A 1030-nucleotide genomic window follows, 5' to 3' on the forward strand; every position below is an offset into this window, starting at 1 on the left:
ATCGAAGGGATAGTCTTCGTAAGGGCTATCGCTCAGGTCGGGGAGCTTGAACACGCCAACGCAGGGAGCGTCGGCTACCTCATGCAAGTTCTCGATGCAGCCATCTTTGCCGTAGACCGGCTCGACCTCCATATCGATGATGTGGTAGAGCTTAGGCCACATGGAAGCGGCAGTCTTGCGAACAAGCACATCCTCTTCTGCTGTAAGCGCGTCATTTACGCTGTAATAGAGGAAGTGGGGCGTATTGTAGCGAGCGCCGTGCTTTACTTCGATAACATGCGCGCTATGCGCCGCCGTTGCGCTTTCGGGGTTGATGACGAACCAGTCGTTGGGAAACTCCACGACATCGCGGTTGGCGATTTCGGTGAGGTACATGTTTGCTGCCATTTTTGGCTCCAATCTGCGCGCAGCTAGATGCTGTTTCGCGCGTCTGTGATAAGTTTGGTGATTGCATCTGAGCTTGCCTCGATGCGGGCAAGCGAGTGGCGCAACTCGGGGAGAAGCTCCTCGGGCTTGTGCCTGGAATTTACGACGTAGGCGATTTGGTTGAGGTTGGTTGCGGCCCCCTTCAGGTTGCGCAGCATGTCCTTGAGCACACCTTCGTCAACGATGATCGTGGGCCCGTCGCGCTCGCGCAGTGCTGTGCGGCGCAGGTACTCGGAAATGGAGAACCCTGCCTGCTTGGCGCGTGAGGCGATCTGACCGTACTCGCTGGGGGTGACGCGGATATTGATGCGGTTCATATTCGACATGGCGGTCCTTTCTGCGAGATACCGATTAACTGAACAAGTGCAGCTCTGGCGTGTAAGTAAGCTGAATGGTCATGCCCGAGCGTCCAGAGCGGTTCTTTGCTACTTCGACGTCGATGGGCTTGGAGGCCATCAGCGCACTGTTGGATGCAGAAGGCTTGATTACCAGGGCGATGTCGGCGGCGTGGGAGATATGCGCGCTGCCACGGAAGCTTCCATCCTTTGCCATCGAGGACAAGACGATCACGGGCGTTTCGTCGATGTGGGCCATGGCGGCCAGG

The 1030-nt window shown here is 57.2% G+C and carries 3 protein-coding genes; all 3 read right to left on the minus strand.

The genetic code is table 11. The features are described from left to right. Nucleotides 1-387, minus strand: a 387-nt coding sequence (locus RR842_RS14845) for a hypothetical protein (protein ID WP_332730343.1), incomplete at its 3' end; no start/stop codon positions are given. A 23-nt stretch (nt 388-410) separates the two neighbouring features. Continuing rightward, nucleotides 411-752: a plasmid mobilization relaxosome protein MobC gene (gene mobC / locus RR842_RS14850; protein WP_332730344.1), complete on the minus strand. Its 342-nt coding sequence runs from the start codon at nt 750-752 to the stop codon at nt 411-413. Nucleotides 753-777: 25 nt separating this feature from the next. Continuing rightward, nucleotides 778-1030 (minus strand): hypothetical protein (locus RR842_RS14855; protein ID WP_332730345.1); only part of this gene is annotated, 253 nt, incomplete at its 5' end.

The sequence above is a fragment of the Gordonibacter sp. genome, assembly GCF_036667095.1.
Taxonomy (GTDB): Bacteria; Actinomycetota; Coriobacteriia; order Coriobacteriales; family Eggerthellaceae; genus Gordonibacter.